We start from the raw sequence: 24645 nt of genomic DNA, 5'->3' as shown, positions 1-24645 counted from the left end.
CTTCGTCTCGTTCGCTGGCGCTCGCTCAGCGACCGGTTGCGACCTCCAGCGCCACGTAGACTTTCGGCACGTGACGCTCGTCCTCGCCTGCCTCGCCGCCTTCGTCGCGGCCGTCATCCAGCGCATCACCGGGCTCGGGTTCGTCCTCGTGCTCGTCGGCCCGATCGTGCTGCTCTACGGACCCCTCGAGGGCGTGACGATCGGCGTCCTCCTCGCGCTCGTCGCGTCGCTGACGGCCATCCCGCTCGTGTGGAAGCACATCGAGTGGCGTCGCGCGTGGTGGCTGATCTGGCCGGGCCTGATCGCCGCCCCGTTCGCCGCACTCCTCGTGCGCGTCCTGCCGGAGCCCGCGCTGCTCCTGCTGATCGCCGCCATGGCGTACTTCGCCCTGCTCGCCGGAAGGATGCCCGCGCTGTCCGCCTCGCTGACCGGACGGACCGGCGCGGTCGTGGCGGGCTCCGCCGCCGGCTTCATGCACGTCGCCAGCGGGCTGTCCGGCCCCCCGCTCGCCGCGTACGCCGTCGGCGACGGCTGGCCCCAGCGGCGCTTCGCTGCCAGCGTCCAGGTCATCTTCGCCGCGTTCAGCGTCGTCTCCGTCGCGCTCCGCGGGCTTCCGGCGTCCCCCGTCCCCGACGTGTGGATGCTGGTCGCCGCCACGGCGGGAGGCATCGCGATCGGCACGATCCTGAGCCGACACGTCGCGCCGAGCATCGCCCGGACCGCCATGCTCGCGATCGCGTGGGCCGGTGCGACGGTGGTGCTCGTGCGCGGCATCCTGGCACTCTTGTCGTGACGGCATCGCCCCTCGCTCGATCTGATTTCGGTTAATGCCGAGTCACGTTTAGTGTTTCTTCCGCTGGGGTCGGCGTCGTCACGCCGCCACAATGACGTGTGGGAGACGAATGAGCGAGCTTCGCTATGCCATCATCGGCGCGGGTCCTTCGGGGCTCTCCGCCGCGCGTGCCCTCCAGAAGGCGGGCATCGAGTTCGACGGGTACGAGGCGTCGCGCGGCGTCGGCGGGCTGTGGGACATCGAGAATCCGCGCTCGACCATGTACGAGTCGGCGCACCTCATCTCGTCGCGCACGACGACGGAGTTCGCCGAGTTCCCGATGGACACCGACGCGGACTACCCGAGCCACCGCACGCTGATCCGGTACTTCCGCGACTTCGCCGACCGGTTCGGGCTCACCGAGCGCTTCCGCTTCGGGACCAGGGTCACGTCGCTCTCGCGCAGCGATGACGGGGGCTGGATGCTGCGCGCAGACTCCCCCGCCGGTCCGGTCGACGAGCGCTATGACGGCATCGTCCTCGCCAACGGCACCCTCGCCGAGCCGAACGTGCCGACGTTCCGCGGCGAGTTCACGGGCGAGCTCCTCCACACCAGCGCCTACAAGGCCGCGAGCCAGCTGACCGGCAAACGGGTGCTCATCATCGGAGCCGGCAACTCCGGCTGCGACATCGCCGTCGACGCCGTCCACCACGCGGCATCCGTCGACATGAGCGTCCGCCGCGGCTACTACTTCGTTCCGCGCTACCTCTTCGGCAAGCCGAGCGACACACTCAACCAGGGCCGGCCGCTTCCCGCGCGCATCAAGCAGTTCGTCGACAAGCGCGTGCTGCAGGCGTTCACGGGCGACCCGGTGCGGTTCGGCTTCCCCAAGCCGAACTACCGGCTCTACGAATCGCACCCGATCGTCAACACGCTGATCCTCAACCACCTCGGGCAGGGCGATCTGCGCGTGCGTCCCGACATCGACCGCTTCGACGGCCGCACCGTGTACTTCCGCGACGGCTCGAGCGGCGAGTACGACCTCGTCCTCCTCGCGACCGGCTACACGCTGGACTACCCCTTCGTCGACCGCGACGCCCTGCACTGGACGGGCTGGTCGCCGAAGCTCTTCCTCAACGTCTTCCCGCCCTCGTTCAACGGGCTGTACGTGATGGGCATGATCGAGGCGTCGGGCATCGGCTGGCAGGGCCGCTACGAGCAGGCCGAGCTCATCGCCGAGTACCTCGCGGCGCTCGAGCGCGATCCGGCCCGCGCCGCCGAGTTCCGGCGCCGCGCCACGAGCGAGCCGTGGCCCGACCTCACCGGCGGCTACAAGTACCTCGGGCTGGAGCGCATGTCGTACTACGTGAACAAGGACGCCTACCGCCGCGCGGTGCGCGCGGCCACGACCGCGCTCCGCGGCGATGCCGGTGATGCGGCGCCGGGGCGCGGCATCCGCTCCTCTCTCCGCCGTTCGAAGAAGGTGCCCGCATGAATCCCGACGACATCGTCCTGAACTTCAACCCCGGGACGCTCGTCATCCTGAACGTGGTGCTCGGCCTGATCATGTTCGGCATCGCGCTCGACACGACGGTCGACGACTTCAAGATCGTCGCCCGCAAGCCGAAGCCGTTCGTGATCGCGATCCTCGCGCAGCTCATCGTGCTGCCGGCGGTCACGTTCGGGCTGACGCTGATCCTGCCGGTCACGCCTTCGATGGCGCTCGGCATGATCCTGGTGGCGTGCTGTCCGCCCGGCAACATCTCGCAGGTGCTCACGCACCGCTCGGGAGGCAACGTCGCGCTGTCGGTCTCGATGACGGCGGTGTCGAATGTCGTCTACATCTTCGCGCTGCCGCTGAGCGTGGCGTTCTGGGGCTCACTGCACCCCACCGCGTCAACCCTGCTGGAGGCCGTCGAGCTCAACGCCTGGGCGATGCTGCTCGACATCTTCCTCATCATCGGGCTGCCGTTCGCGGCGGGGCTGCTCATCCGCAACCGGTTCGCCAGGTTCGCCGGACGCGTGCAGCCGTTCGTGAAGTGGTTCTCGCTGCTGGCGCTGGTCGGCTTCATCGTCGCCGCCCTCGCCGGCAACTGGGCGTACTTCGTCGCGTTCCTCGGCATCATCGTGGTCGTCGTGACGATCCACGATGCGGTCGCGCTCGCGATCGGCTACAGCACGGCCGTCGTCGGCGGACTGGGCACGCGCGAGCGCAAGGCGATGACGTTCGAGGTCGGCATCCGCAACGCCGGACTCGGCCTCGGGCTCGTCTTCGCGTTCTTCGGCGGACTCGGCGGCATGGCCATCGTGGCCGGCTGGTGGGGCATCTGGGACATCATCGCGGGCCTGATCGTGGCGGCGCTCTGGGCGCGGCACACGAGGAAGCGCACCGGCTCGGCGAGGGGCGACGCCACCCGTCACGCGGTGGACGAGCCGACGGATGCCGCGGCCCCAGACACCGCCGCAGGACCGGCGTCGTGAGCGCCCGCGTCCTGGTCACGGGCGGCGCGGGCTTCCTCGGATCCCACGTCGCCGCCGCCCTCGTCGCGCACCCGGAGGTCGAACTCGTCGTCGCCGGCGACGTGCGCCGGCCGGAGCATCCGCTCGAGGGCGTCGTCTACGACGACTGCGACGTCACCCGCGCGTCCGGCCTCGTGCCCCTGCTCGAACGGCACGGGATCGACGTCGTCGTGCACCTGGCCGCGATCGTGAACCCCGGTCGCGACCACGACCTCGAGTACCGCGTCGACGTCGAGGGTTCCCAGCACATCCTCGATGCGTGCGTCGCGGCCGGTGTGCGGCGCATCGTCGTATCTTCGTCGGGCGCGGCGTACGGCTACCACCCCGACAATCCGGAGTGGCTGCGCGAGTCCGACGCGATCCGCGGCAACGAGGAGTTCCCGTACGCGAAGCACAAGCGCCTGGTCGAGGAGATGCTCGCGGAGCGACGACGGACCGATCCCGCGCTCGAGCAGGTCGTCTTCCGCATCGGGACGATCCTCGGCCCGACGGTGCAGAACCAGATCACGGCGCTGTGGGACGGCCGGCGCATCCTCGCCGTTCGCGGCTCGGAGTCGCCCTTCGTGTTCGTGTGGGTCGACGACGTCGCCGCCGCGATGGCGCGCGCTGCCACCGACGGCCCCGCCGGCATCTACAACGTCGCCGGAGACGGAAAGCTCACCGTGCACGAGATCGCCCGGCGCCTCGGCAAGCCGCTGCTGACCGTGCCGGCGAGCGTCCTCGGCTTCGCCCTGCGCGTGGGACGGATGCTGCGCCTCACCGTCCACGGACCCGAGCAGGTCGGCTTCCTGCGCTACCGCCCGGTGCTCGCCAACGATGCGCTCAAGCGCGACTTCGGCTTCACTCCGTCCAAGACCTCGGCCGAGGCGTTCGAGGCCTACCTCGAGACCCACCCCGGAGTCGCGCGCCGCTGAGATGCCCTGCGGGGCCTCGGGGGCTGCTCATGCCCCGTCTCACAACATGCGCCCTACGGGCGGTCGAACCCGCGCGAAGGGCGACGCCCCCGGGCCTCGTGTCTCATAAGCTGCGACTTCTTAGCGGCCATGCCGCGTGAACTGAGACACACCCGAGGTTCGTGTGACAGAACCGGCGAGCACGAGGGGCGCCGGCCGCGGCATCGGCTCTCCGCCCCGACCCGCGCCGTCTGCTTCATTCCACTCGCCCAAAACAGGTGTTCTGGCGGCGACAGGACGTTCCAGCACCAATCGTCCTGCGTTCGCCAGAGCGCCTGTTCCGGGCGAATGGGTGGGCGCGGAGCCCGTCGGCGGGACTACTCGCCGAAGCCCTCGGCGATGAGCTCGATGAGCTCCTCCCGCTCCTCCACCGGCAGGAACGCACCCGCGGCGGCGTTGAGCTGGAACGACTCGAGGTCGTCGAGGCCGTAGTCGAAGGTCTCGACCAGCAGCGCGAGCTCGCGCGTGAGCGACGTGCGGCTCATCGTGCGGTTGTCGACGTTCACGGTCACCGAGAATCCGAGCTGGTAGAGCAGGTCGAACGGGTGGTCCTCCATCGTCGTGCCCCACGCGGCGATCGCGCCGGTCTGCAGGTTCGACGAGGGCGACAGCTCGAGGGTGATCTCGCGATCGCGCACCCAGCGGGCGAGGTCGCCGAACTGCACGAGCACCTCTTCGCCGGCGCGCGAGACGACCTCGAGGTCTTCGGCGATCCGCACCCCGTGGCCGAGCCGGAGCGCACGCCCGTCGATCAGCGCCGAGCGGATCGAGTCGAGCCCGGCCGCCTCACCGGCGTGCACCGTCGACGGGAAGAACTGCGAGGCCAGGTAGTCGAACGCCTCGCGGTGGTTCGCGGCGGGAAAACCATCCTCGGGTCCGGCGATGTCGAAGCCGACCGCACCGCGCGAGCGCCAGTCGACGGCGAGCTTCGCGATCTCGAGCGACCGGTCGGTGTGGCGCATCGCGGTGATGAGCTGACCGACTCGGATGTCGCGACCCGACCGCTCCGCGGCATCCTCGCCCTCTTCGATCCCCTCCTGTACGGCCGAGACGACCTCGTCGAGCGACAGCCCGCGCGACAGGTGCTGCTCGGGCGCCCAGCGCACTTCGCCGTAGATCACACCGTCGGCCGCGAGGTCCTCGACGAACTCACGCGCGACGCGGGTGAGCCCCTCTCGGGTCTGCATGACGGCCGTCGTGAGATCGAAGGTCTTGAGGTACTCGACCAGGGATCCGGAGTCGCTCTTCTCGGCGAACCAGTCGGCGAGGTCGTCGGGATCGGACTCGGGCACGTCGATCCCGATGGCGTCGGCCAGTTCGATGATCGTCGCGGGGCGGACGCCGCCGTCGAGGTGGTCATGCAGCGAGACCTTGGGCAGCTCCCGGATCGAAGCTCCGTCGATGACGGCATCTCCGTGCTGGTCGATGGGCATGTGTGTCTCCTCGGGAGTCGGGACTGGGGATGAGCGCAGGGGACGGATGCCTCGGCTCAGGCGCTGACGCGCTCGAGCACGAGCGGGGTCGAGGCCGGGGCTTCGGCGCCTACCTGCCACGCGCCGTCGAGCGCGTCGAGCGCGCGCTCGAACCGGGTGTCATCGTGGCCGAGGAGGGTGAACAGCGGCTGACCGGCGGTGACGGCGTCGCCGGGCTTGACGTGCAGGTCGATGCCCGCGGCGTGCATGACCGGATCCTCGGCGCGTGCCCTGCCGGCACCCAGTCGCCAGGCGGCGATGCCGAACGGGAGTGCCTCCATGCCGGTGACGAACCCGTCCTCGGTCGCAGTGACGGTGTGCGTCTCGCGCGGCGCGGGAAGCGCGGCATCCGGATCGCCGTCCTGCGCACGGATCATCTCGCGCCAGACGTCCATCGCGCGTCCGTCCTTCAGCGCCGCCTCGACGTCGGCGTCGGGCTGGCCGGCGAGTGCGAGCATCTCGCGGGCGAGCGCCACGGTCAACTCGACGACGTCGGCCGGGCCGCCGCCGGCGAGCACCTCCACCGACTCGCGCACCTCGTTCGCGTTGCCGATCGCGAGGCCGAGCGGGGTGTTCATGTCGGTGAGGAGCGCCGTCGTGGCCACGCCTGAATCGGTGCCCAAGGCCACCATGGTTCGGGCCAGCTCACGCGCCTTGTCGACGTCGCGCATGAAGGCGCCCGACCCGAACTTGACGTCGAGCACGAGCGAATCGGTGCCCTCGGCGATCTTCTTCGACATGATGCTCGAGGCGATCAGCGGGATCGCCTCGACCGTGCCCGTCACGTCGCGGAGGGCGTACAGCTTCTTGTCGGCCGGAGCCAGCCCCGATCCGGCAGCGCAGATGACCGCGCCGACGTCGCGCAGCTGGGCGAACAGCTCGTCGTTGGACAGCGCCGCGGTCCAGCCGGGAATCGACTCGAGCTTGTCGAGCGTGCCGCCGGTGTGCCCGAGGCCGCGCCCTGAGAGCTGCGGCACGGCGACGCCGAAGGCCGCCACGAGCGGCGCGAGCGGCAGGGTGATCTTGTCGCCGACCCCGCCGGTCGAGTGCTTGTCGACGGTGGGCTTGCCCAGCCCGGCGAAGCTCATGCGCTCGCCCGAGGCGATCATCGCGTCGGTCATCACGCGGATCTCGTCGCGCGTCATGCCGTTGAGGAGCACCGCCATCGCGAACGAGGCCATCTGCGAGTCGGCGACGTAGCCGCGCGTGTAGGCGTCGACCATCCAGCGCAGCGCATCTTCGGGTACGGCGCCGCCGTCGCGCTTCGCGCGGATCACGTCGACGGCGTCGAACGGCTCGACCCCGGTCATCGGGCGGCTTCCTCGAGGTCGCGTGGTCCGAACGCGTCGGGCAGCACCTCGTCGATCGTGCGGATGCCCGACACCGTCTCGAGCAGCATCCCGGGAATCGCGAATTCGTACAGCAGCTGGCGGCAGCGCCCGCACGGCATGATCGTGTGGCCGTCGCCGTTCACGCACACGAAGGCGACGAGGTTGCCGCCGCCCGACATCGCCAGCTCGCTGACGAGACCGCACTCGGCGCACAGGGTCACCCCGTACGAGGCGTTCTCCACGTTGCAGCCCGTCACGATGCGCCCGTCGGTCACCAGCGCCGCGGCGCCCACCTTGTAGCGCGAGTACGGCGCGTACGCGCGCGTCATGGCATCGGTCGCGGCCGCCCGCAGCTCATCCCAGTCGATGTCGGTCACGGACGGCCTTTCTCTACAGCGGTATCAAGGGGATCGGATGCCTGCACCGTCGGTCAGCCCTTGATGTAGGGCTTGCCCGCCGCGGCGGGTCCGCGTATCTGCCCGGCGAATCCGGCCACGGCGATGATGGTCACCAGGTACGGCAGCATCAGCATGAACTCGCTCGGAATCGGCGTCTTGAGCACCGTCAGGAGGTTCTGCAGGTTCGTCGCGAATCCGAACAGGAGGGCCGCAAGGGTCGCCCGGATGGGATCCCATCGGCCGAAGATGACCGCTGCCAGGGCGATGAAGCCGAGTCCGGCGGTCATCTCCTTGGTGAACTGGCCGACCGAGACGAGCGTGAAGAACGCACCGCCGATGCCGGCGATCGCGCCCGCGAGCGAGACGTTCCAGAACCGGCTCGTGTTCACCTTGATGCCCACCGTGTCGGCCGCCTGCGGGTGCTCGCCCACGGCGCGGAGGCGCAGGCCCCACCGGGTGCGGTAGAGGCCCCACGCCACGACCCCGACCGTGACGTACATGAGGTAGACGATGAACGTCTGGTTGAACAGCACGGGTCCGATGATCGGGATGTCGCCGAGGAGCGGGATCTCGAGACGGGTGAACCGGACCGGACGGTTGAGCGTCGCCTCATTCGGAACCAGCAGTGCGCCGTAGAGGAACCCGGTGAGGCCCGTGACGAGCACGTTGAGCACCACACCGACGATGACCTGGTCGACCAGGTACTTGATCGAGAAGGCGGCGAGCACGAACGCCACCAGCACACCTCCGACCATCGCACCGAGGAGGCCGATGAACGGGTTGCCGGTGATGCTCGAGATCAGCGCCGCGCTGAACGCGCCGAGCAGGAACTGACCCTCGATCGCGACGTTGATCACGCCGACCCGCTCGCCGATGACGCCGCCGAGTGCGCCGAAGATCAGCGGGACCGACAGCGACACCGCGCCGAAAAGCAGGCCGGTGACGGGGACGAGACCGCCGGCGGCCGCCCAGGTGAGGAAGGCGAAGATCGCCAGGACGCCGTAGGCGATCGGCAGCCACACCCCCGTGCGCCGGTAGGACCAGGCATTCCACACTGCCCAGAGCGTGAGCAGCGCGAGGACGACCAGGACGCCCCAGCTGGTGGCGGCCGTCGGCACGCTGACGTTCGGGAGCTCCAGCGACGACGACCGGTCGCCCAGGCGGAAGGTGCTGACGCCGTCGCGCGGGACGAGGAGGAAGAGCAGGAACAGCAGGACCGTGGTGATAGTGAGGCTGATGGCCATCTTCCAGTGGCGCACCTTGACGGTCGCGAGCTGGATCGTGCCGTCGGCAGCGGTGGAGGGAGCGAACGTGGTCACGCGGCCACCGCCTTCTTCGCGGCCTTGGCTCGCGCCTTGGCGGCTTTCTCGGCGTCGCTCTTCGGCAGGAAGAAGATCGCACGCACCAACGGCGGAGCCGCGATGAAGAGCACGATGAGCGACTGCACGACGAGCACGATGTCGACGGGGATGCCCTGAGAAGCCTGCATCGTGAACGAGCCCGCCTTCAGGGCGCCGAACAGGATGCCGGCGGCGAAGACGCCCCAGGCCCGGCTGCGGCCGAGCAGCGCGACGGTGATGGCGTCGAAGCCGATGCCGGCGTCGATGAAGCCGTCGAAGCCGCTGACCACCGAGCCCTGGATCTGGTTCATGGCGGCCAGACCCGCGAGGCCTCCGGCGAAGAGCATCGCGTAGATGTACATGCGCTGCACCGAGATGCCGGCTGCGCGCGCCGCGTGCGGGTTCTCACCGACGGCGCGGAGGCGGAAGCCGAGGCTCGAGCGCTCGACGAGCCACCACACGAACACGGTGGCGGCGATCACGATGATGAAGCCCCAGTCGAGCAGTGGAAAACGCGGCCCGAAGAGGTCGGGGAACTGCGCGCTGGCCGGTGTCGGATCCGAGATCGGCTGGTCCTCGGCGGCGCGCTGCAGCAGTCCGGGAGTACGGACCATCCACGCCACGAGGTAGAACGCCACGTAGTTGAGCATGATCGTGAGGATGACTTCGTGCGCACCCGTGCGGGCCTTCAGCACGCCCACGATGCCGCCCCAGATCGCTCCACCCGCGATGCCCGCCGCGAGGGTGAGCGGCAGGTGGATGAACATCGGCAGGTCGAGGTTGAAGGTCACGAGCGCGGCCACCGCGGCGGCGATGAGCATCTGGCCGCGACCGCCGATGTTGAACAGGCCGACGCGGAACGCGAGCGCCACGCCCAAGCCGGCGGCGATCAGCGGGGCGGCGAAGCCGAGCGTGTTGGTGAGCGGGCGGATCTGCGTCAGGAAGTCCGCAGCGCGCGGGTTGAACACCGCACCTCGGAACAGCGCCTCGTAGCCGCCGTACACCGAGTTCCAGATCGCGATGAGGGTGTCGCCGGGGCGGGCGAAGAAGTAGGCGGATGTCGCGCGCACCTCCTCGTCGGTGAGGGCCATGAGGATGCCGCCGACGACCATGGCCGCGACGATGGCGAGGACGGTGGTCACCCAGTTGCTGCGCAGCAGCTCCTTGATGAACACGTTCTGCCGCGGCGGAGGCGGAACCTCCCCCTCGGCTGTGCCGGGTGTCGTGGGCGCTGCGGGGGAAACAGGCGTCGTTGCGACGACCGGGTTGCCCGTGAGAGGCCCGGACACCGGTGGCAGCTGCTCGGGCGGAATCCCGCCGGTGGAGTCGGGCGTGCCCGGCGTCATTCCCTTGCCGTCGTCGTTCACGCGGCCACCCCGTCTCCCGGCGTCTCGCCGGCCATCATCAGTCCCAGAACATCGCGCGGGGTGTCGCCCGGCACGATCCCGACGATCGCGCCGCGGTACATCACGGCGATGCGATCGGCGAGGGCGGCGACCTCGTCGAGCTCGGTCGAGACCACGAGCACCGGGACTCCGGAGTCGCGCGTCTCGACGATCCGGGTGTGGATGAACTCGATGGAGCCGACGTCCACCCCGCGGGTCGGCTGAGCAGCCACCAGGAGCTTCAGGTCGCGGCTCATCTCGCGCGCGATCACCACCTTCTGCTGATTGCCGCCCGAAAGAGTCCCGGCCGGGACGTCAGGCCCCTGCGTGCGGATGTCGTACTCGGCGATGCGAGCCTTCGCGAACTCGTGGAGCACGCCCCGGAGGACGGTGCCGCCCCGCACGAACTCCGAGTCGCCGGACCGATCGAGGATGAGGTTCTCGGCGACCGTGAACCCGCCGACGAGGCCGTCCTCGGTGCGGTCCTCGGGCACGAATCCGACGCCTTCGTCGAGGATGCTGCGCACGCTCTTGCCGACGAGCTCGACGCCGTCGAGCGTGATCGAGCCGGAGACACGGTCCGCCAGGCCGACGATGGCCTCGACGAGCTCGGTCTGGCCGTTGCCCTGCACGCCGGCGAGTGCGACGACCTCGCCGGGCTTGACGTCGAAGCTCACGTTGTCGACGACGACGGCGCCGGTCGGCGTGAGCACACGAAGGTCGTTCACGGTGAGACCGCCGCCCTCCGCGACCTTCGGCGGGTCCTTCTGCACGGTCAGCTCGACGGCGCGCCCCACCATGAGCGAAGCCAGCTCGGCGTTGGTGGCGGTCGGGGCTGACTCGCCCACGACCTTGCCGAGACGGATCACCGTGATGCGGTCGGCGACGGCGCGGACCTCGCGGAGCTTGTGGGTGATGAAGACGATGGACGTGCCCTCGTCGCGCAGCTGGCGCATGATGGCCATGAGCTCGTCGGTCTCCTGGGGGGTGAGCACCGCGGTCGGCTCGTCGAACACGAGCACCTTGGCGTCACGCGAGAGCGCCTTGATGATCTCGACGCGCTGCTGGACGCCGACCGGGAGATCGCCGACGATCGCGTCGGGGTCGACCTGGAAGCCGAAGCGCTGCGCGACGTCGCGCACGTGCTGACGGGCCTTGGCCAGGTCGAGCGTACCGAGGCCCTTGGTGTCCTCATGGCCGAGCATGACGTTCTCGGCGACGGTGAAGACCGGGATCAGCATGAAGTGCTGATGGACCATGCCGATGCCGGCGGCCATGGCGTCGCCCGGGCCGCGGAAGTGCTGGACGACGTCGTCGAGGAGGATCTCCCCCTCGTCGGCCTGGTACAGGCCGTAGAGAACGTTCATCAGCGTCGATTTGCCTGCGCCGTTCTCGCCCAGGAGGGCATGGATCTCCCCGGGCTGAACAACCAGATCGATGTGGTCGTTCGCGACGAGAGAGCCGAACCGCTTCGTGATCCCACGGAGCTCGAGCTTCATATGTGCACCTTATCCACTGTCTCCGTCGGGCTGGAAGGACCGCGGCCGGGTGGACGGATCCACCCGGCCGCGGTCAGCAGTCGATCGACTACGCCGAGATCACTGCTGGGGCGAGCTGGGCGAGGTCACCTCGAGCTCACCCGAGATGATCTGCTCCTGCAGTGCGGCGAGCTCGTCGGTCAGGCCCTCGGGCAGCTCCGACTCGAACGCGCCGAAGCCGGAGAGTCCCACGCCTTCGTTCTCGAGCGTGCCGACGTACGGCGTGACGTCGAAGTCGCCGGTGGCAGCCTGGAGCGTGGCATCCTGAACGGCCACGTCGATGCGCTTCATGATCGAGAAGAGCACGAGCTCGGCGACCGACGGGTCGACGACGGCCAGGTCGGAGTCGACGCCGATCAGCAGCGAGTCGGAGCCCGCGTCGGTGATCGCCGCAGCGGCGCTCTGGTAGATCGGTCCGCCGACGGGCAGGACGACATCGACACCCTGGTCGAGGATGCCCTGCGCGGTCTGCTTGGCGGTGTCGTTCGCGGCGAAGCCACCCGTGAACGAGCCCTCCTGGGCCTCGACGTCCCAGCCGAAGGTCTCGACCGCGCCGCCCATGTCCTCGTTGTACTTGGCGACGCCGTCGACGAAGCCGTCCATGAAGATCGTCACGGGCGGGATCTGGATGCCGCCGAAGGTGCCGACCTTGTTGACGCCCTGCTCGGACGACCATGCCGCGGCGGCGTAGCCGCCGAGGTATGCGGCCTGGACCGTGTCGAAGAGGAGGGGCTTGATGTTCGGCGCGTCGGACTCGCCGTTGAAGTCGGCGTCAGCCGAGTCGTCGATGATGGCGTAGTCGACATCGGGGTTCGCCGTCGCCGACGCGATCGTGTCGGCCGAGAGCTTGAAGCCCACGGCGACGATGAACGTGCAGCCCTCGGCCACGAGGTTCTCGAGGTTCGGGGCGTAGTCGTTCGCCGAGGCCGACTCGACCTCGATGAGCTCGACGCCGAGCTCCTCGGCGGCCGACTCCATTCCCGTGAGGGCGGACTGGTTGAACGACTTGTCGTTGAAGCCGCCGTCATCGGAGACGAGGCAGGGCAGGAAGCCTTCGACGGCGACCGGGCCTTCCGACTCAGAGTTCGTCGGGGTCGCCTCCGGGGCGGAGCCACAGCCCGAAAGGGCGACGAGAAGGCCCGCGGCGGCGACGACGCCAGCGAGCTTCTTGGTGCGTGAGATGGTCAACTCAGCCTCCACTTGTATCGCCCCGCGTCCTTCACGGGGACTGCACAAAGTTACCTACTGTGACGCGATGCTTGCAGTCACGGCGGGGGGTCGGTGCCGAAAGGTTACAAAGACGCAATCTGGCGAGACGAGGACGTCACCGCCGCGGGATTCAGAGAACGTCGCCCCGGCCGTTGAGCTTGAGGGCGTCGACGACGCCCTTCACGCGCTGCGCGTGCTCGCTCGTGGTGACCAGCAGAGCGTCGTCGGTGTCGACCACCACGATGTCGCGCACGCCGATGAGGCTGATGACGCGCGAGGTCTGACTCACGACGATGCCGCTCGCGGCGTCGGCGAGGACCCGGGCGTTCTCGCCGAGGATCGCGAGGTCGTTCTTGCGCCCGTGGGAGTTGAGCTTGGCGAGGCTGGCGAAGTCGCCCACGTCGTCCCAGTCGAAGTGTCCGGGGATGACCGCGAGGCGGCCGCGTGCGGCGGCGGGCTCGGCGACGGCGTAGTCGATCGCGATCTTCTTGAGCTCCGGCCAGACCCGGTCGACGACGGGGCCGCGGAGCTCGCGGTCGTCCCACACTTCGGCCAGCTCCATCAGGCCGGCGTGCAGGGCCGGCTCGTTCGCTGCGATCTCGCCGAGCAGCACGTCCGCGCGGCTGATGAACATGCCGGCGTTCCACAGGTACGAACGGTCGGCGAAGTACTCCTTCGCGGTGTCGAGGTCGGGCTTCTCGACGAAGCTGTCGACCAGGGCCGCCTCGGGGGCGCCCTCGACGACCAGCTCGGATCCCTTGCGGATGTAGCCGAATCCGACCGAGGGCTCGGACGGCTGGATCCCGATCGTGCAGATGTACCCCGCGCGCGCCGTCGCGACGGCCTGACGGACCGCCCAATCGAAGAGGTGCGGCACGCGGATCACGTGGTCCGCGGCGAACGATCCGATGATGACGTCGGGCTCACGCTGGGAGAGGATCGCCGCTGCCAGTCCGATCGCTGCCGTGGAGTCGCGCGGCTCGGACTCGAGGAAGACGTTGAGGTCGGCGATGCCCGGCAACTCCGCCTCGACCGCCGCGCGGTGGGCGCGTCCGGTGACGACGGCGATGCGGTCGGGTCCGGCGAGCGGCTCGAGGCGGTCCCACGTGTCGCGCAGCAGCGTCTGACCGGAACCGGTGAGGTCGTGGAGGAACTTCGGGGCGTCGGCGCGCGAGAGGGGCCACAGTCTGCTGCCGATGCCCCCGGCGGGGATCACGGCGTAGAAGTCCTCAATGGGTTCAGGCATGTCGACCAGAGTATCCGCGACGGCCGAGAGCGCCTGAAAGAACCCTGGTTCTTCACCCCCGCGAAGAACCCCTCCGGAAGACGGGGGGTAAGGCGGGCCTTCGTCGCCGCCGTGCGAAATGCGGGAATAGGATGGATGAAGCGCCCGAGTGACGCCGATGGCCCGAGTCTCCAGTACCGGGCCACCCAGGGGCATCGTTTCCCGCCCCGCCATGTTCGATCCAGGGAGGACGGCCGTGTCTGCACCAGCACGCGTCACACCGTCGGTATCCGAGACCACATCCCGAGTCCCCCGCGGCACTCTGTACCGCGGGAACGAAGGAATGTGGTCGTGGGTGCTGCACCGCATCACCGGCATCGCGATCTTCTTCTTCCTGCTGGTCCACGTGCTCGACACGGCGCTGATCCGCGTCTCGCCCGAGGCGTACGACGCGGTGATCGGCACCTACAAGAACCCGGTCATGGGCATCGGCGAGGTCGCCCTCGTCGGCGCGGTCGCGTACCACGCGTACAACGGTCTGCGCATCATCCTGGTCGACATGTGGTCGTGGGCGACCCGGCACCAGCGCCAGCTGTGGTGGGGCGTGCTCGGCCTGTGGGCCGTCACGATGCTCGGCTTCGCGCCGCGCCACCTGATCAACGTCTTCGCCGAGATCGGAGGAGGACACTGATGGCCACCATCGCCGAGCCCCGCGCCCCGCGCGTCGCCGTCCGCCGCAAGGGACCGAACCTCGAGAAGTGGGGCTGGATCTACATGCGCGCCTCGGGCGTGCTGCTGATCGTCCTGATCTTCGGCCACCTCTTCATCAATCTGCTGACGGGCGACGGCATCCACCAGATCGACTTCGCCTTCGTCGCCGGCAAGTTCGCCACGCCGTTCTGGCAGTGGTGGGACGTGCTGATGCTCTGGCTCGCGCTGATCCACGGCGCCAACGGCATGCGCACCATCGTCAACGACTACGTCGGCCACGAGACCACCCGCAAGGTGCTGGTCTGGGCGCTGTGGCTGTCCGCGGGCTTCCTCATCGTCCTCGGCACGCTGGTCGTCTTCACGTTCGATCCCTGCATCGGCGTGACCTCCGACAGCTCGCTGTGGGAGATGTGCCAGAGCGTGGCGAACTGACGAGACCGACAGAGACCGAAAGCACTCCTACGTGACAACTCAGACCACGGACAGCTACGTCAAGGACGGCGTCCACTACCACCAGTTCGACATCGTCATCGTGGGCGCCGGCGGCGCCGGCATGCGGGCCGCGATCGAGGCCGGGCCGGGCGCACGGACGGCGGTCATCTCGAAGCTGTACCCCACGCGCTCGCACACCGGGGCGGCGCAGGGCGGCATGGCCGCGGCGCTGGCCAACGTCGAAGAGGACTCGTGGGAGTGGCACACGTTCGACACCGTCAAGGGCGGCGACTACCTCGTCGACCAGGACGCCGCCGAGATCCTCGCCAAGGAGGCGATCGACGCGGTCATCGACCTCGAGAACATGGGACTGCCGTTCAACCGCACCCCCGAGGGCAAGATCGACCAGCGTCGCTTCGGCGGCCACACCGCCGACCACGGCAAGACCCCCGTGCGCCGTGCGTGCTACGCCGCCGACCGCACCGGCCACATGATCCTTCAGACGCTGTTCCAGAACTGCGTCAAGCTCGGCATCAACTTCTTCAACGAGTTCTACGTCCTCGACCTGATCACGGTGAAGGATGCTGCGGGCAAGACCGAGATCGCAGGCGTCGTCGCCTACGAGCTGGCTACCGGCGACCTGCACGTCTTCCATTCGAAGGCCGTGATCTTCGCCACCGGCGGCTTCGGCAAGATCTTCAAGACGACCTCCAACGCCCACACGCTCACCGGCGACGGCGTCGGGATCATCTGGCGCAAGGGCCTGCCGCTCGAGGACATGGAGTTCTTCCAGTTCCACCCGACAGGGCTCGCCGGACTCGGCATCCTGCTCACCGAAGGCGCCCGCGGTGAGGGCGCCATCCTGCGCAACGCCTCGGGCGAGCGCTTCATGGAGCGCTACGCGCCCACGATCAAGGACCTCGCCCCGCGCGACATCGTCAGCCGCTGCATGGTGCAGGAGGTCGCCGAGGGCCGCGGCGCCGGCCCCCACCGCGACTACGTGCTGCTGGACTGCACGCACCTCGGCGCCGAGGTGCTCGAGACGAAGCTTCCCGACATCACCGAGTTCGCGCGCACGTACCTGGGCGTCGACCCCGTGGTCGAGCCGGTGCCCGTCATGCCCACCGCGCATTACGCGATGGGCGGCATCCCGACCAACAACGACGCGCAGGTGCTGAGCGACAACACGACGGTCGTCCCCGGCCTGTATGCCGCCGGCGAGTGCGCGTGCGTTTCGGTGCACGGCTCGAACCGCCTCGGAACCAACTCGCTGCTCGACATCAACGTCTTCGGCAAGCGCGCCGGCCGCAATGCGGTCGAGTACGTCAAGACCGCCGACTTCGTCGCCCTCCCGGACGACCCCGCCGCCGAGGTGCGCGGTCTCATCGAGGGGCTGCGCAGCAACCAGGGCACCGAGCGCATCGCCGTCCTGCGCAAGAAGCTGCAGGACGAGATGGACCGCAAGGCCCAGGTGTTCCGCACCGAGGAGTCCCTCGGCGAGGTGCTCGACGTCATCGAGGAGCTGCGCGAGCGGTTCAAGAACATCCACGTCGACGACAAGGGCAAGCGGTACAACACCGACCTGCTCGAGGCCGTCGAGCTCGGGTTCCTCCTCGACATCGCCGAGGTCGTCGTCGTCACCGCGCGCAACCGCAAGGAGAGCCGCGGCGGTCACATGCGCGACGACTTCCCGAAGCGCGACGACGAGAACTACATGCAGCACACGATGGCGTACCTGTCGGGCGACGCCGGCTCCTCGCACTCCGAGGACCACATCCGCCTGGACTGGAAGCCGGTCGTGATCACCCGCTACCAGCCGATGGAGAGGAAGTACTGATGTCGACCTCGGCCACTGACGTCATCGAGCGCACCGACGCCGATTCGCAGGAGACGGCGCAGGATGCCGCAGCCGGCGACACCGGAATCCAGTCGTTCCTCGTCACCTTCATCATCCGTCGCTTCGATCCCGAGGTCGACGAGGAGCCGCGCTGGGTCGACTACGACGTCGAGCTCTACTCGACCGACCGCGTCCTCGACGCGCTGCACAAGATCAAGTGGGAGGTCGACGGCTCGCTGACCTTCCGGCGGTCGTGCGCGCACGGCATCTGCGGCTCGGACGCGATGCGCATCAACGGTCGCAACCGCCTGGCCTGCAAGACGCTGATCAAGGATCTCGACATCTCGCAGCCGATCTACGTCGAGGCGATCAAGGGCCTGCCGCTCGAGAAGGACCTCGTCGTCGACATGGAGCCGTTCTTCGCCTCCTACCGCGAGGTGCAGCCGTTCCTGATCGCCAGCTCGAAGCCCGAGCCGGGCAAGGAGCGCGTCCAGTCGATCGTCGACCGAGAGGTCTTCGACGACACGACCAAGTGCATCCTGTGCGCCGCGTGCACGTCGTCCTGCCCGGTCTTCTGGACCGACGGCCAGTACTTCGGCCCGGCCGCGATCGTCAACGCGCACCGGTTCATCTTCGACTCGCGCGACGATGCCGGCGACGTCCGCCTCGACATCCTCAACGACAAGGAGGGCGTGTGGCGTTGCCGCACGACCTTCAACTGCACCGAGGCCTGCCCGCGCGGCATCGAGGTCACGAAGGCGATCGCCGAAGTCAAGCAGGCGGTTCTGCGCGGACGCCCCTAGGCTTCCCTGTGTGACAGAGGCCCTGCGCGACGACGCGCCGACCGTTCCGCTCGACCCTTCGCTCCGCCGCGCCCGAGGCGCGGTGACGGCCGCCTACGTGGCGCAGGGTCTGGGCTACGCCGTGATCGTGACGTCTCTGCCCGCGCTCCAGCTGCGGCAGGGCATCAGGGATGCCGCGATCGTGTCGATCCTGGTGCTCGGCGTCGTCGTGGCGGCCGCGCTCGGCTCAGTGCTCGCGAACGCGGTCGCCGTGCGGTGGGGCAGCCGGACGGCGCTCGCGCTCGGCCTGATCATCCAGGCGGTCGCGCTCCCGGTGATCGCCTTCCCGACGCCGTTCGCCGTCTTCGCCGCCGCGTTCGGGGTGTTCGGCGTCGGCCTGGGCTGCGTCGACGCGGCCGCCGCCATGCAGGGCGTCGCGGTGCAGCGGGCTTACGGCCGGCATCTGCTCGGCTCGTTCTTCGCCGCGGCGACGGCGGCGGCCATCGTCGGAGCGCTCCTGGTTTCCGCCGTGGCGCTGACCGCGACGGCGGCCGGCATCGCCCTGATGTGCGCGGCCGTCATCGCAGCGAGCGTCGCCGTGATCGGCATCCGATTCTTCGCCCGTGAAGTGCCTGTCGACGAGGCGCTGCCGCCCGGCGAGCGGGCGAAGCTGCCGCGCGCCGGAATCTGGATCTTCGGACTGGTCGTCCTGGCGGTGTTCGTCGCGGACTCGGCGGTGAGCACCTGGAGCACGCAGTACCTGCAGCTCGACCTCGAGACGCTCGCCTGGATCGCTCCCCTCGGCTACGCCGCGTACCAGGCCGTGGTGCTGCTCACGCGGCTCTTCACCGACCGGCTGATCCCCGCCATCGGCCGGCCGCGGCTCGTGGCGATCGCGGCTGTGACGTCGGCCGTCGGCTGCGCCGTCGTGGCGCTCCTGCCGTTCCCGGCCGCGGCGATCATCGGCTTCGCCCTGGCAGGTGCCAGCGCCGGTGTGCTGATCCCGGTGACCTTCGGCGCCGCGGGCGAGCTCTCACCGGAGCACAGTGACCAGGTCATCGCCCGCGTCAATCTGTTCAACTACGCCGGCGCGATCCTCGGGGCGGTCGTGATCGGCCTCCTGGCGGACGTGACGGGGTATGGACCCGCGTTCCTGATCCCCGCCGTCGCCCTCGCCGCGATCCTGTTCGCCGTGCCGCGGTTCCGCGCGTCGTCGCCCGCACCGGTCGGCGTTTCGCCGGAAGCCGGCGCCGCGGGCGCCGGCCGCAGTCGATAGCCTGACAACGTGACGCAGACGCCCTCGCCGGACGCCCGCGCGACGGCGGACGCCGCCCAGCGCGAGGAGGAGTCGCTGCGCGATCGGTGGGAGGCGACCGAGGTCAGCCTCCGGCAACGGTTCGACGTGCCCATCAGCCGGGCGACGCGGCTCACCGAAGCCACGCTGGCGTGGTTTCCGGTGCGGGTGTGGCGCAACTTCCTCATCGAGAACGGCTTCCTCCTGTCGGCCGGGGTCAGCTACGTGGCCCTGTTCGCCTGCTTCGCGGCGATCTACCTGGCGTTCGCGATCACTGGTCTGTGGCTCGGCGGCAGCACCGAAGCCGTCGACGGTCTCATCAATCTGATCAACAGCTATATCCCCGACCTGATCTCACCCGACAGCGCTTTCGCCACGCCCGAGGCCGTTCAGGCCATCGCGTCGCAGAACGCGGGAGTGCTCGGGTGGACCGGTGTGATCGCGCTCGGCGCACTCATCTGGACCGCCATCGACTGGGTGACCTACACGCGCCGCGCGGTGCGCGAGCTCTTCGGGATCCCGCCCGACCGGCGCAGCTACTTCCTCCTGAAGGCCCGCGACCTCCTCGCCGCGCTGGTGTTCGGCGCCACCCTGATCTTCGGCGCCGCGCTCAGCACCATCGGGACCTATGCGATCGAGTGGGTGTTCTCGCTCTTCGGCTGGAAGCTGCTGAGCGGCTTCACCGAGGTGACCGCCAAGGCGGGTTCTCTGTTCATCGGGTTCGCCGTGACCTCTGCGGCCCTCGTGGGGCTGTTCCGTTTCCTCACCGGCACGAAGCTGCCGTGGCGCCGCATCTGGCCGGGCGCGATCATCGGCGGCATCGGCCTCTCGCTGCTGCAGCTCGGCGCGGGCCTGCTGCTGAGCTACACGCCCGCGAACCCGCTCCTTGCCGGATTCGCCTTCTTCGTCGGGATGCTGCTGTGGTTCCGGCTCATGGGGATCGTGATGCTCGTCGCGGCATCGTGGGTGGCCGTGGCCGCGCGCGATCGCGACCTCGCCCTCCTTCCGCAGACCGAGGCCGAGCGGCTGGCCGCCGAGCACGCCGCGCTGCTCGTCGCGGCGCGGGTGCGGCTGCGCACGGCGAAGGATGCCCGCGCGCAGGCCGCGTGGTACCGGCGCCCGTTCGCCGACCGGGCGGTGCGCGAAGCGGAGGACGAGCTGCGGCAGGTCGAGGCATCCGCTCCTCCCCCGCCGCAGCATGCGCTCAAGCCGCTCGCGCCCGCCAAGGCGAAGAGCGGACGCAAGCCGGCGACGCGATCGTCCGAAGCGGCCGGGCCCGCGGGCGGCGAGAAGCGCGACCTGACCTGATCGAGGCCCGCGCGAGTGTGCGGGCGGCGGGCGCTGTCCGCGGTCGCGATTAGGCTGGCGGGCGTGCCCCGCCGAGTCCGCATCGCCTCCGTCAACGTCAACGGCATCCGTGCCGCGACCCGCAAGGGCATGATCGAGTGGCTCGACGCCGCCGACGTCGACGTGCTCGCCCTGCAGGAGGTGCGCGCGACGCTCGAAGAGCTGCGCGGCGTTCTTCCCGGGTGGGAGATCGTCAACGACGAGGCCTTGGCGAAGGGCCGGGCGGGCGTCGCGGTGGCCACCCGCATGCCTGCGGTCGACGTGCGCCGCGTGCTGGGTCCGGAGCCGCTCGACTCTGCCGGTCGATGGATCGAGGCCGACTTCGACATCGACGGCGAGCGCCTCACGGTCGTGAGCGCCTACGTCCACACCGGCGAGGCCGACACCCCTCGGCAGGACGCGAAGTGGGCGTTCCTCGATGCGATGGAGAAGCGGATGCCGCAGCTCGAGCAGGCGACTCCGTTCGCGCTCGTCATGGGCGACCTCAACGTCGGCCACCGCGAGCTCGACATCCGCAACTGGAGGGGGAACATCAAGAAGGCCGGGTTCCTCCCCCGCGAGCGCGCGTACTTCGACCGGTTCCTCGGCCCCGCCGGCGAGCAGGTCACCGCCGTGGACGGCTCCACCGGCACCGGCCTCGGCTGGGTGGACGTCGGTCGGGTCTCGCACGGCGACGTCGACGGGCCCTACACCTGGTGGTCGATGCGCGGTCGTGCCTTCGACAACGACAGCGGCTGGCGCATCGACTACCACCTCGGGACGCCGGCTCTCGCGGCGCGCGCGACCAACTACCAGGTGGTGCGGGCGCCCTCCTGGGACACGCGGTGGAGCGACCACTCCCCCGTCGTCGCGGACTACGCCATCGGCGCCTGACGCGCTGGGGCGAGGCATCCGCTCGGCTTTCTTCCGCGCCGCAGGCGGCGCCCGGACGGAGGCCGCTCGTGCGGCGGCCCTAGGATTGGGTGGTGAGCAAACCCCGTCTGTACTCCGGCATGCAGCCCTCCGCCGACTCCCTCCAGATCGGCAACTACATCGGGGCTCTCATGCAGTGGCGCGACCTGCAGGAGGCCTACGACGCGTTCTTCTCCGTCGTCGACCTGCACGCGATCACCGTCGCCCAAGACCCGGAGCACCTGCGGGAGAAGACCCGGCGCACCGCTGCGCAGTACATCGCGGCCGGCATCGAGCCGTCGAAGTCCACGCTGTACGTGCAGTCGCACGTCCGGGCGCATGCCGAGCTGGCATGGATCCTCTCGACGATCACAGGCTTCGGCGAGGCGGGTCGCATGACCCAGTTCAAGGACAAGTCGCAGCGCTACGGAGCCGACGCGACCTCGGTCGGCCTCTTCACGTACCCGGTGCTCATGGCAGCCGACATCCTGCTGTACCAGACCGACATCGTGCCCGTCGGCGACGACCAGAAGCAGCACGTCGAGCTGACGCGCGACCTGGCGGAGCGGTTCAACAGCCGCTTCGGCGAGACGTTCACGGTTCCGATGCCGGTGATCCAGAGGGACACCGCGCGCATCTACGACCTGCAGAACCCGACCGCGAAGATGTCGAAGTCGGCCGAGTCCGACGCCGGCGTGCTGTGGCTGCTTGATGACCCGGCGAAGAGCGCCAAGAAGGTCATGCGCGCCGTCACCGACAGCGAGGGCTCGGTGCGCTACGACCGCGAGGCCAAGCCCGGAGTCTCGAACCTGCTGGTGATCTACGCGGCGCTCACCGGCCGCCAGATCCCGGCGCTCGAGGACGAGTACGCGGGCCGCGGCTACGGCGACTTCAAGAAGGGCCTCGCCGAGGTCGTGGTGGAGGAGTTCGGGCCGGTGCGCCAGCGCGCGCTCGAGCTGCTGGACGACCCCGCCGAGCTCGACCGCGTGCTGGCGGCGAATGCGGCCAAGGCCGACGAGGTCGCCAACCGCACGCTGGGCGATGTCTACGACAAGGTCGGGCTGCTCCGCCGGGCCTGACCCCGCCGGTTTCGGGCCGCGCGGCGCAGCCGTGTGCCATAACTCCGCCTCGCGCGTGCCCGCCGTACCGATCTCAGGACCGGTCCGCCGACTCGGGCCGATTGAGGCCCGGAAGGGCGGCTGCCGCAGCGGCGATCCTGAGTACGGTACAGATGGGTTGCCTGAGGCAGCCTTCGGGAGGGGCCACCTCGCGGGCGCCGGACGCCTGAGCCACCGCTCCTCTCCGCCCGCCGTACCGATCTCAGGACCGCTCCGCCGACTGGGGCCGATTGAGGCCCGGAAGGGCGGCTGCCGCAGCGGCGATCCTGAGTACGGTACAGATGGGTTGCCTCAGGCAGCCCTCGGAGGGCAGGGTGGTCTGACCCCCGGGCCCGGGCCGGCGCCGCGCGGTCAGACCGCGCGGCGCGAGGAGATCAGTCCGCGCAGAGCGGCAAAGACGTCGTCCGGCCGGTACATGATCATGGCGGCCGTGACTCGCAGCGTGCAGTAGCCCAGAGCGGCGAGCGCGACATCGCGCTCGCGGTCCTTCACCTGAGTCTTCCAGTCCTGATGGAACTCCCTGCTGTCGCACTCGACGACCAGCCATCCGTCAAGGAGCAGATCCACTCGTCCGATGTCATCGAACTCGACCTGGAGCCTCACATCGCACCCGAGCACGCGCGCCATCAGGCGAACCAGAGTCTCCGGTCCGGACTCGGCGCGAGCGTCGACGAGCGCCCGCAAGGCGTGGAACCGCGCGGGAAGCGCCGCGAACACCGTGTTCAGGTCGTCGATGCCGATCAATCGACGGTGGAGTGCGCTGTCGAGTGTGGCGATCGCGGCGCGGGGTGTCTGGCAGGTCACAGCATGAACGAGAGCGTCCACGACGCTCACCGCGCAGCGCGACCCGGGATCCTGGATCAGGTCGGACCAATGCAGTCGCACCTTGCGTGACTGAGGCGGCTTGAGCCGTTTCCGGCGATTCCCAGGCGCTCTCAATCTGCCGGCCGTTGCCGGCACGTGCACGTGAAGGCGCCGGTTCTCCAGAACGAACACACCGAGCGTTGCCAGCAGCGAGAGGCACGTGAGCCGCCCGCCGACGCGAACGGCCCGGACGAGACTGTCGTGCGTATCGCCAGCCAGGTACCGATCGCGGCGGGCGTGGATGAGGTCGCCCGACCGGACCTGCGCCTGGATTGAGCGACGGGTGTGCCCGGCATGGAGGAGATCGGCGCGGGTGAAGAACTCGGCGGACACATCGACGATGCTCGCCGACGCACGGCAGCCCCGAGCCGCCGCGAAGACTGATCGGGGAAGGACGCCGGACTCGGCCGCAATGGGGAGGAGCCGTACCGGTTGCAGGACCGCGCGACCTCCCCGCCGCTTCCCTCCCCGAATTTCCGCCGGACCCCGATCATCCGTCCGGTGCGGTCCTGAGTTGGGTACGCGCACGCGCGACGAACGCGGCTGACCCGCCGCAGGCCGGAAACGGCCGGCCCCGCCCGAATCAGGCGGCGTTACGGCACAGCCTCGACCCGGCCGCCCGGTACCCTGAGCCGATGGAACCGGTGACCCTGCGCACGTCGAGGCTCGAACTGTCGCTGCCGACCGCTGCCGACGTCGACGCCATCTTCGAGGCCTGCCAGGACGCGGGCATCCAGCGCTACACCCCCGTGCCGGTCCCTTACGAGCGCTCGCACGCCGAGGGGTTCGTCGCACAGGTGCCGAAGGACTGGGAGGCCGGGAAGAACCTGACGTGGGCGATCCGCGAGCAGGAGGCACTCGTCGGCACGATCGGCATGTACCGCGTCGACGGCATGGGCAACGGCGAGATCGGCTTCTGGATGGCGCCGTGGGCCCGCGGCGGCGGCCGCCTCGCCGAGGCGTCGAACGCCGTGATCGACTGGGGCTTCGACGCCGGCGGACTCGATCTGACCCGCATCGAATGGCGCGCGGTGGTCGGCAACGTCGCGTCTGCGAAAGTCGCCCGTGCGCTCGGCTTCCAGTACGAGGGGACGCTCCGCAAGGCGCTCGCGAACGCCAAGTACCGCGACGACGGCTGGATCGCCGCCCTGCTGAGGACGGATGAGCGGATGCCGCAGCCCTGGGCCGTCCTCGAGGACTGAGGCCCGAGCCCCCGAACCTCCCGC

22 protein-coding genes are annotated in these 24645 nt (G+C 69.5%); 13 read left to right on the top strand and 9 right to left on the bottom strand.

The annotated features are described in order from the left end of the window. The first annotated feature begins 70 nt into the window (after window positions 1–70). From JX005_RS02010 to JX005_RS01995, 4 genes are all read left to right on the top strand, one after another. Window positions 71–793, top strand: coding sequence for a sulfite exporter TauE/SafE family protein (locus tag JX005_RS02010; RefSeq protein ID WP_214465722.1), 723 nt, complete (start codon window positions 71–73; stop codon window positions 791–793). 109 nt (window positions 794–902) lie between these two features. Then, a complete protein-coding gene (locus JX005_RS02005) occupies window positions 903–2267 on the top strand; it encodes a flavin-containing monooxygenase (protein WP_214465721.1) in 1365 nt (454 codons plus the stop codon). Next, on the top strand, window positions 2264–3253 hold the full coding sequence (locus JX005_RS02000; RefSeq protein WP_214465720.1) for a bile acid:sodium symporter family protein: 990 nt from the start codon (window positions 2264–2266) through the stop codon (window positions 3251–3253). Before JX005_RS02005 ends, JX005_RS02000 begins: the two co-directional genes overlap by 4 nt. Further along, window positions 3250–4206, top strand: coding sequence for an SDR family oxidoreductase (locus JX005_RS01995; RefSeq protein ID WP_214465719.1), 957 nt, complete (start codon window positions 3250–3252; stop codon window positions 4204–4206). Before JX005_RS02000 ends, JX005_RS01995 begins: the two co-directional genes overlap by 4 nt. A 356-nt stretch (window positions 4207–4562) precedes the next feature. Here the strand turns inward: JX005_RS01995 and JX005_RS01990 are convergent, their stop codons facing one another. The 8 genes from JX005_RS01990 to JX005_RS01955 all read right to left on the bottom strand — a co-directional run bounded on the left by JX005_RS01990 (window position 4563) and on the right by JX005_RS01955 (window position 14164). Further along, window positions 4563–5678: an adenosine deaminase gene (locus tag JX005_RS01990; protein WP_214465718.1), complete on the bottom strand. Its 1116-nt coding sequence runs from the start codon at window positions 5676–5678 to the stop codon at window positions 4563–4565. A gap of 56 nt (window positions 5679–5734) precedes the next feature. Next, entirely contained in the window at window positions 5735–7027 is a 1293-nt protein-coding gene (locus JX005_RS01985; protein WP_214465717.1) for a thymidine phosphorylase, read from the bottom strand. Then, on the bottom strand, window positions 7024–7425 hold the full coding sequence (locus JX005_RS01980; protein WP_214465716.1) for a cytidine deaminase: 402 nt from the start codon (window positions 7423–7425) through the stop codon (window positions 7024–7026). Before JX005_RS01980 ends, JX005_RS01985 begins: the two co-directional genes overlap by 4 nt. Before the next feature lie 53 nt (window positions 7426–7478). After that, the gene (locus JX005_RS01975; protein ID WP_307858476.1) at window positions 7479–8765 is read right to left on the bottom strand and encodes an ABC transporter permease; all 1287 of its coding nucleotides are present in this window, start codon (window positions 8763–8765) and stop codon (window positions 7479–7481) included. Then, complete coding sequence (locus JX005_RS01970; RefSeq protein ID WP_214466057.1) at window positions 8762–10132, bottom strand: ABC transporter permease; 1371 nt, start codon at window positions 10130–10132, stop codon at window positions 8762–8764. The genes JX005_RS01975 and JX005_RS01970 overlap by 4 nt, the downstream gene beginning before the upstream one ends. A gap of 17 nt (window positions 10133–10149) precedes the next feature. Next, window positions 10150–11670: an ABC transporter ATP-binding protein gene (locus tag JX005_RS01965; RefSeq protein ID WP_214465715.1), complete on the bottom strand. Its 1521-nt coding sequence runs from the start codon at window positions 11668–11670 to the stop codon at window positions 10150–10152. Between the two features lie 99 nt (window positions 11671–11769). Further along, complete coding sequence (locus JX005_RS01960; protein ID WP_214465714.1) at window positions 11770–12897, bottom strand: BMP family lipoprotein; 1128 nt, start codon at window positions 12895–12897, stop codon at window positions 11770–11772. 151 nt (window positions 12898–13048) lie between these two features. Beyond that, complete coding sequence (locus JX005_RS01955; protein ID WP_214465713.1) at window positions 13049–14164, bottom strand: mannose-1-phosphate guanylyltransferase; 1116 nt, start codon at window positions 14162–14164, stop codon at window positions 13049–13051. Between the two features lie 235 nt (window positions 14165–14399). Here JX005_RS01955 and sdhC point away from each other — a divergent pair, with 235 nt between their 5' ends. The 8 genes from sdhC (at window position 14400) to trpS (ending at window position 22516) form a co-directional block, all read left to right on the top strand. Further along, window positions 14400–14834, top strand: coding sequence for a succinate dehydrogenase, cytochrome b556 subunit (sdhC, locus tag JX005_RS01950; RefSeq protein ID WP_214465712.1), 435 nt, complete (start codon window positions 14400–14402; stop codon window positions 14832–14834). Beyond that, window positions 14834–15286, top strand: a complete 453-nt coding sequence (locus JX005_RS01945; RefSeq protein WP_214465711.1) for a succinate dehydrogenase hydrophobic membrane anchor subunit — start codon at window positions 14834–14836, stop codon at window positions 15284–15286. Before sdhC ends, JX005_RS01945 begins: the two co-directional genes overlap by 1 nt. A 31-nt stretch (window positions 15287–15317) precedes the next feature. Beyond that, complete coding sequence (gene sdhA / locus JX005_RS01940) at window positions 15318–17123, top strand: succinate dehydrogenase flavoprotein subunit (protein ID WP_214465710.1); 1806 nt, start codon at window positions 15318–15320, stop codon at window positions 17121–17123. Next, complete coding sequence (locus JX005_RS01935) at window positions 17123–17926, top strand: succinate dehydrogenase iron-sulfur subunit (RefSeq protein ID WP_214465709.1); 804 nt, start codon at window positions 17123–17125, stop codon at window positions 17924–17926. The genes sdhA and JX005_RS01935 overlap by 1 nt, the downstream gene beginning before the upstream one ends. A 10-nt stretch (window positions 17927–17936) precedes the next feature. Further along, window positions 17937–19181, top strand: a complete 1245-nt coding sequence (locus JX005_RS01930; protein ID WP_214465708.1) for an MFS transporter — start codon at window positions 17937–17939, stop codon at window positions 19179–19181. A gap of 9 nt (window positions 19182–19190) precedes the next feature. Next, window positions 19191–20507, top strand: a complete 1317-nt coding sequence (locus tag JX005_RS01925) for a YihY/virulence factor BrkB family protein (RefSeq protein ID WP_214465707.1) — start codon at window positions 19191–19193, stop codon at window positions 20505–20507. Window positions 20508–20570: 63 nt separating this feature from the next. Next, window positions 20571–21419 carry an exodeoxyribonuclease III gene (locus JX005_RS01920; protein ID WP_214465706.1) on the top strand — a complete coding sequence of 283 codons (849 nt, stop codon included), beginning with the start codon at window positions 20571–20573 and terminating at the stop codon, window positions 21417–21419. A gap of 92 nt (window positions 21420–21511) precedes the next feature. Then, entirely contained in the window at window positions 21512–22516 is a 1005-nt protein-coding gene (gene trpS, locus JX005_RS01915) for a tryptophan--tRNA ligase (protein ID WP_372447306.1), read from the top strand. Window positions 22517–22906: 390 nt separating this feature from the next. On the opposite strand, the gene JX005_RS01910 is transcribed toward trpS, so the two are convergent. Continuing rightward, window positions 22907–23752 carry an endonuclease domain-containing protein gene (locus JX005_RS01910; RefSeq protein WP_246533397.1) on the bottom strand — a complete coding sequence of 282 codons (846 nt, stop codon included), beginning with the start codon at window positions 23750–23752 and terminating at the stop codon, window positions 22907–22909. Window positions 23753–24054: 302 nt separating this feature from the next. Here JX005_RS01910 and JX005_RS01905 point away from each other — a divergent pair, with 302 nt between their 5' ends. Next, window positions 24055–24621, top strand: a complete 567-nt coding sequence (locus tag JX005_RS01905; protein WP_214465704.1) for a GNAT family N-acetyltransferase — start codon at window positions 24055–24057, stop codon at window positions 24619–24621. Window positions 24622–24645 lie beyond the last annotated feature (24 nt).

The organism is Microbacterium flavescens (genome assembly GCF_018588945.1).
GTDB classification, from domain to species: Bacteria; Actinomycetota; Actinomycetes; order Actinomycetales; family Microbacteriaceae; genus Microbacterium; species Microbacterium flavescens.
Note: the sequence above shows the minus strand (reverse complement) of the source record. Positions and strands in the feature narration are given on the sequence as shown.